Here is a 6,731-nt window from a genome sequence, read left to right as displayed (position 1 = left end):
GTTTAACAAACTTTTGATGCAGATCAGCCTGGTTCTGTATCCCCTGGTAAAAAGTTGATGTCTTTTGTTGGTTGTTGGTTGTTGGTTGTTGGTTGTTGGTTGTTGGTTGTTGGTGTTTTGAGTTGCCCCGGGAATGGCCGGGTGCGAAGTGTTGCTGTTATTGTCTGAAAACCCTGTTATTCCTCTGCTCAATTTATCATCCCTTTCGTTTATAGCGGAGGGGCATTCAGATACAATGGTGGGCTTTTTATTGTTTAGAAAACGCTTTAATTAACCGGTCACAGGCAGGAATCAAGCAGTATGGGTGATAGCAGTTTATCCAATGAAATCAATAAGAGGCGTACGTTTGCTATCATATCCCACCCCGATGCCGGTAAAACCACCATCACTGAAAAACTGCTGCTGTTCGGCAACCTGATTCAGGTTGCGGGCACCGTGAAGGGTAAAAAAGGCGACCGTCAGGCGACCTCCGACTGGATGCAGATGGAGAAGGAGCGGGGAATTTCCGTCACTTCGTCGGTGATGCAGTTTCCCTATCGGGATGCGACGGTCAATCTGCTGGATACCCCCGGCCATGAAGATTTTTCCGAGGATACCTATCGCACCCTCACCGCGGTGGACTCCGCGCTGATGGTGATTGATGGTGCCAAAGGTGTTGAAGCGCGCACCATCAAACTGATGGATGTCTGCCGGTTGCGGGACACACCGATCATCTCGTTCGTTAACAAGATGGATCGGGATATTCGCGACCCCGTCGACCTGCTGGATGAAATTGAAGCAGTGCTGAAAATTACCGGTGCGCCGATCAACTGGCCGATCGGCATGGGGCCGGATTTCAAGGGGGTTTACAACCTCTATACCGATACGATTCACGTGTTCAGGCCGGGTCAGGGACATACCATTCCTGAGGATATTCAGATTGTCGGCATCAACTCCGATGAAGCCACTGAATTACTGGGTTATTACGTGGACGATATCCGCGAGCAAATCGAGCTGGTGCGCGGCGCGACCCATCAGTTCGATCTCGAAATGTTCCTCGCCGGGCAAATGACACCGGTGTTTTTTGGTACTGCACTGTCCAACTTCGGGGTCCGGGAAATGCTGGACCATTTCGTGCAGTGGGCGCCGCCACCACAACCCCGCCGGGCGGTGGAGCGAGTGGTGGAACCTGATGAACAGCAATTCTCCGGTTTCGTGTTCAAGATCCAGGCAAACATGGATCCGAGACATCGGGACCGGATTGCCTTCATGCGGCTCTGTTCGGGAAAATACACCCAGGGCATGAAGATGCGTCATGTGCGTCTCGGCAAGGAGGTCCGCATTGCCGATGCGGTGGGCTTCAAAGCCGGCGAGCGAATTGCTGTGGAGGAGGCGGTGGCCGGGGATATTATCGGTTTGCACAACCACGGTACCATCCAGATCGGTGACACCTTCACCGCTGGCGAAGATCTCAAGTTTACCGGTATCCCCCATTTTGCCCCGGAGCTGTTCCGGCGAATCCGGCTGCGCGATCCGATGAAGATGAAGCAGCTTCAGAAAGGTCTGCAGCAGTTGTCAGAAGAGGGCAGCACCCAGGTGTTCTTCCCGATTCAGAGCAACGATATTGTGGTCGGTGCGGTGGGTCAGTTGCAGTTCGACGTGGTGACCTACCGCCTGAAGGACGAATACGGGGTGGAAGCGGTCTACGAGCCGGTCAATGTTTATACGGCTCGCTGGATTGAGTCCACCGACAAGAAAAAAATCGAGGAGCTGAAGCGCAAGGTGCCTGAAGGCATTGCACTGGATGGCGGAGGCCATCTCACCTATCTGGCCTCCACCCGGGTCAATCTGTCGCTGACCATCGAGCGCTATCCCGAGATTGACTTCAGGGCAACTCGCGAACTCTGATCCGGCGATAGAGCGGCGTTTTTCCAGCGCCGCCTGACGTTCGCTAATCATTGCCCGGCATCACTGGTTGTAATAGTCTGAGTGCCATCGAACCGATGGGGGAAATACCATGGATAACCGCCGTAAAACGGTCGTCATCAACAGCCGTTTTCAATACCAGTACGCGCTGGTTGCAGCTACCGTAGCGGTGCTGCTGGTCAATCTGGCCATTATCGCTCATGCCCTGCTTCCCGGTTCCCCCGGCTTGCTGCTCAGCGGCTGGAATATTCTGCTGGTGGCGGGCCTGGAAGTACTCCTGATCGGCGGTGTCTGGTGGGGCAGCCTAGTGTCGAGCAATCGCATCGCCGGTCCGGTCTTTGTGCTGGTTCGTCAGGCCGAGGCGCTGGCAAGTGGCGATTTTACTGCCCGGATTCGCCTGCGCAAACGGGATGTTTTTCAGCCCGAGGCAGAGGCCATCAACCTGAGCATTGATATTCTGCAATTGCGTTTGCAGCGGCTGAAGCACCTGGTTGGAGAACTGGAAAAGCAGCAGGTCGGTGTGGAAAAAATTGCCCAGCTAAAAGCCGAGCTCGATCAATTCAAGACCGCCTGATGCCATCATCCGCCTATATGCCAACACTTCGAGGACCTGCTGACATCGATTCGGCAGGTGACCACCGCATTGCCTGAGCTGCCGATTTTTCTGCTGCTGACAGTCATCGCCTTTGTGGCCGGTTTTATCTCTTCCATGGCCGGGGCAGGTGGCATGCTCACTCTGCCGGCCCTGCTTTGGGCAGGACTGCCACCGATTAGCGCCCTGGCGACCAACAAGGTGCAGAGCACGCTGGGCACATTTTCTTCGGCCTGGAATTTTTTTCACAAGGGCCATCTGGAACTGCGGCCACTGCTGCCATCATTTTTGAGCGCGCTGCTGGGCGCCTGCCTTGGCACCTGGACTGCTCTCAGGATGGGCAACCAACTACTGGCATTGATGCTGCCGGTATTGTTGATTGCCATTGGTCTGTATTTTCTGTTGGCACCGAAAATGACCGACGAAAACTGTCAGCCCCGCCTTTCCCCGGCGCAGTTTGCCTGCACCGTCGCACCATTAATGGGTTTTTACGGCGGTTTCTTTGGTCCGGGGATGGGGTCAATTTTTCCTTTTCTGCTGGTCTGGCTGCTGGGCTATGGTTTGCGTAAAGCCACCGCTCAGACCAAAGCCATGGTACTTTCGGTAAACGGCGTATCGGCGGTGATATTTATCGTCGGTGGTCATGTGGTCTGGTCCCTGGCGATTGCCATGTCCCTGGCGCAGGTGATCGGGGCGCGGCTGGGTTCCAATCTGGTGATCAGCTGGGGTGCCGCCCTGGTTCAGCCAGTGATTGTCGCGGTAACCCTGCTGGTGGCATTCAAGCTGTTGGTGCTACCGTGACCCTGCTGCTGACGATATTACTGACCTTTGTCGTTGTGCTGGTGGCGCTGGTGGTTTTTGTTCGCTTCGGCACACCCTACTATCTGCTGAAAAGGGAAAATCTGGAAACCCTGCTTACTCTGGTGGTGGAGGGGCGGGCCACCGATTCCGACTGGCAGGTATTTCTGGGCGTGCCGATCCGCCATAATGACCGTCTCGAAATGATTCGTCAGCGCTGTGCCGACATTGACCAGCGAGAGTATATTGGCGGCACAGGATTTCTGTTGACCCAACGGGGTGTTGAGGAAGTGAAACAGTTGCTCGAAGAGCTGAAGGGAGAACAAGAATGAGCGGAGAATTATCACCTGTGGCCAGAGGGTTGTTGATCGCTGCTGCCTTCGTGGTGGTGGTTGCCGGTCTCAAGGCAGCTGAAACGGTGCTGGTGCCGTTTCTGTTGTCGGTCTTCATTGCACTGATTTTTTCACCGTTACTGGCCTGGCTAAAAGAGCGTCGGGTGCCCAATGTGGTGTCGATCTGTCTGATCATCGCCCTGGTGGTGTTGATTGGTTGGCTGATCGGTATTCTGGTGGGCTCGTCCATCAATGATTTTCGCAAAAATCTGCCAGCCTATCAGGCGGGACTGCAACAGCTGAGCGGTGGACTGTTGATCTGGCTGGGGGAACATGGGTTCAAGCTGGACATGCAACAGATGCGCAACAGCTTTGATCCCGGCAAGATCATGCAGTTTGCCGGCAACACCCTGAGCTCACTGGGCAACGCCATGACCAATGCTTTTCTGATCCTGCTGACGGTCATTTTTATCCTCGCGGAGCAGGTGGGTTTCAGTGAAAAATTGCAGCTGGCGAGAAAGGACAACGGTGCCAGTCGTGACACCATGCAAAAGTTTACCGACAGCGTTAACAGCTATCTGGGGATCAAATCGCTGTTGAGTCTGCTGACCGGGATACTGGTGATGATCTGGCTGTGGATTCTCGGCGTGGATTACCCGGTGATGTGGGGATTGCTGGCATTTCTGCTCAACTTTGTGCCAAATATCGGTTCGATTATTGCAGCGGTACCACCGGTGTTGCTGGCGCTGGTGCAATTGAATCCGCTGTTCGCAGGACTCACTGCCATCGGTTATCTGGTGGTGAACGTGCTGGTGGGCAACTTTCTCGAGCCCAGAATGATGGGCCGGGGCCTCAATCTGTCGCCCCTGGTGGTGTTTCTCTCATTGCTCTTCTGGGGCTGGGTGCTTGGCCCGGTGGGTATGTTACTGTCCATTCCATTGACCATCATGGTCAAGATTGCGCTGGAAAATGACCCCGACACCCACTGGATGGGCGTCATGCTCGGTTCCGGTGATAGCGCCCCGGTACTGCCTGACGAGGAGTTGCCTGACAAATAACAGCAGTAAGCAATCCCCGGCACGGGTTGTTTATCAATGTCAGAGGAGGGTGAAATTATGTCCAACCAAACCATCAGTCTCACAGACGCACTTCATCAATACCTGCTGGATACCTCCCTACGCGAGTCGGGGGAGCTGAAGGCATTGCGCGAGGAAACGGCGACCCTCGCCACCGCCAACATGCAGATTGCCCCGGAGCAGGGGCAGTTCATGGCGCTGCTGGTTCAGCTGTGCGGAGTAAAAAATATTATTGAGGTGGGCGTCTATACCGGCTACAGCTCCCTGGCCATGGCGCTGGCGCTGCCAGAAGATGGCTGTTTACTGGCCTGCGATATCAGCGAAGAATACACCAGCATTGCCCGGCGCTATTGGGCCAAGGCCGGTGTGAGCAGCAAAATAGACCTGCGTCTGGCCCCGGCAGCCGAAACCCTGCAAACCCTGCGCGAAGATGGGGCCGCCGGGCGTTTTGACATGGTCTTTATCGATGCCGATAAAGCGAACTACGACAAATATTACGAACACTGTCTGGCCCTGCTGTGCCAGGGCGGCCTGATTGTCGTGGACAACGTGTTGTGGGGCGGTTCGGTGATCAATCCCGACAAACAGGATGAAGACACCTGCGCTATTCGCGCCTTCAATCAAAAATTGCTCACCGACCAGCGGGTGGATATCAGCCTGGTGCCGATTGGCGACGGACTGACATTGGCGAGAAAAAGATAGTCCCCAGTGAATTGGATGGTAGGACTTGACGCGATCACGGCCAGCCTGTCTGATTTGCCTCAAATGACAGGTTCACTAACAGGAGTGATACATGACGACCATTGGTACGCCGCTCGCACCCCATGCCACCCGGGTGATGCTGCTCGGCAGTGGTGAGCTTGGCAAGGAGGTGGCCATAGAGTTGATGCGCTACGGTTGCGAGGTGATTGCCGTGGATCGTTACGCCAATGCACCCGCCATGCAGGTGGCTCATCGCAGTCATGTGATCAATATGCTGGACGGCGAGGCGTTGCGCTGGCTGGTCGAGGACGAAAAGCCCCATATGATTGTGCCGGAAATCGAGGCGATTGCCACTGCCGAGCTGGTGGCGCTCGAACATGAGGGCTGGCAGGTGGTGCCCTCGGCGAGGGCGGTCCACCTCACCATGAACCGCGAGGGCATCCGCCGGCTTGCCGCCGAGGAGCTGAAACTGGCGACCTCGCCCTACCGTTTTGCTGAAAGCAAAGCCGAATATGTGGCGGCTATCAGAGCGGTGGGTTTGCCCTGTGTGGTCAAGCCGATTATGTCTTCCTCCGGCAAGGGCCAGAGTACCGTCAAAACCGAAAACGAGATCGACGCTGCCTGGGATTACGCCCAGTCCGGTGGTCGCAGCGGTCAGGGCAAGGTGATTGTCGAGGGGTTTGTGGACTTTGATGATGAGATCACGCTGCTTACAGTGCGCCATCGGGATGGTACCAGTTTCTGTGCGCCCGTTGGCCATCGTCAGGAAAAAGGCGATTACCGCGAGTCCTGGCAGCCCCAGTTGATGGATGCCGCCGTGCTTGAAGAGGCGCAGCGGATTGCCGCCACCGTCACCGGTGCACTGGGTGGCTATGGCCTGTTTGGGGTAGAACTGTTTATCAAAGGCAGTGCCGTCTATTTCAGTGAGGTGTCGCCAAGGCCCCACGATACTGGCCTGGTGACACTGATGTCCCAGAATCTGTCCGAATTCGCCCTGCACGCCAGGGCGATTCTCGGCTTGCCGATTCCGGTGATCCACCAGCTTGGACCCAGTGCTTCAGCCGTGGTGTTGGTGTCTGGCGAGTCCAGCGACATCCGTTACGGCAATCTGTCTGCCGCACTGGCCGAGCCGGACACGGAGTTGCGCCTGTTCGGCAAACCGGTGGTGCAGGGTGAACGTCGCCTTGGGGTTGCACTGGCCCGCGATAACAAGAGTACCGAGGCCGCCGTCGCGAAGGCGCTGCGGGTTATTGAACGGATCGAGGTGACCTTGCAATGACCGCTGTGCAGATCGGCCATAGTATCTGTCCCCTGCAATCCGGGTTT

General features: G+C 55.9%; 8 protein-coding genes. 7 read left to right on the top strand and 1 reads right to left on the bottom strand.

The genetic code is table 11. The features are described from left to right. Positions 1-192, bottom strand: a 192-nt coding sequence (locus ACTF5G_RS06490) for a hypothetical protein (protein WP_438952012.1), incomplete at its 3' end; no start/stop codon positions are given. Positions 193-300: 108 nt separating this feature from the next. Here ACTF5G_RS06490 and ACTF5G_RS06485 point away from each other — a divergent pair. The 7 genes from ACTF5G_RS06485 to purT all read left to right on the top strand — a co-directional run bounded on the left by ACTF5G_RS06485 (position 301) and on the right by purT (position 6,684). Next, on the top strand, positions 301-1,887 hold the full coding sequence (locus tag ACTF5G_RS06485; RefSeq protein WP_438952011.1) for a peptide chain release factor 3: 1,587 nt from the start codon (positions 301-303) through the stop codon (positions 1,885-1,887). A gap of 109 nt (positions 1,888-1,996) precedes the next feature. Beyond that, positions 1,997-2,479 (top strand): hypothetical protein, encoded by a 483-nt coding sequence (locus ACTF5G_RS06480; protein ID WP_438952010.1) that lies wholly within the window; start codon positions 1,997-1,999, stop codon positions 2,477-2,479. Between the two features lie 69 nt (positions 2,480-2,548). After that, positions 2,549-3,298, top strand: a complete 750-nt coding sequence (locus tag ACTF5G_RS06475) for a TSUP family transporter (protein WP_438952009.1) — start codon at positions 2,549-2,551, stop codon at positions 3,296-3,298. Then, positions 3,295-3,627, top strand: coding sequence for a hypothetical protein (locus ACTF5G_RS06470; protein WP_438952008.1), 333 nt, complete (start codon positions 3,295-3,297; stop codon positions 3,625-3,627). The genes ACTF5G_RS06475 and ACTF5G_RS06470 overlap by 4 nt, the downstream gene beginning before the upstream one ends. Further along, entirely contained in the window at positions 3,624-4,685 is a 1,062-nt protein-coding gene (locus ACTF5G_RS06465) for an AI-2E family transporter (RefSeq protein WP_438952007.1), read from the top strand. Before ACTF5G_RS06470 ends, ACTF5G_RS06465 begins: the two co-directional genes overlap by 4 nt. A 57-nt stretch (positions 4,686-4,742) precedes the next feature. Continuing rightward, entirely contained in the window at positions 4,743-5,405 is a 663-nt protein-coding gene (locus ACTF5G_RS06460) for a class I SAM-dependent methyltransferase (protein WP_438952006.1), read from the top strand. A gap of 91 nt (positions 5,406-5,496) precedes the next feature. Then, a complete protein-coding gene (purT, locus tag ACTF5G_RS06455; protein WP_438952005.1) occupies positions 5,497-6,684 on the top strand; it encodes a formate-dependent phosphoribosylglycinamide formyltransferase in 1,188 nt (395 codons plus the stop codon). Positions 6,685-6,731: the final 47 nt, after the last annotated feature.

The organism is Porticoccus sp. (genome assembly GCF_965660005.1).
Lineage (GTDB): Bacteria > Pseudomonadota > Gammaproteobacteria > Pseudomonadales > Porticoccaceae > Porticoccus.
This window is presented reverse-complemented; position numbering and strand designations above follow the sequence as displayed.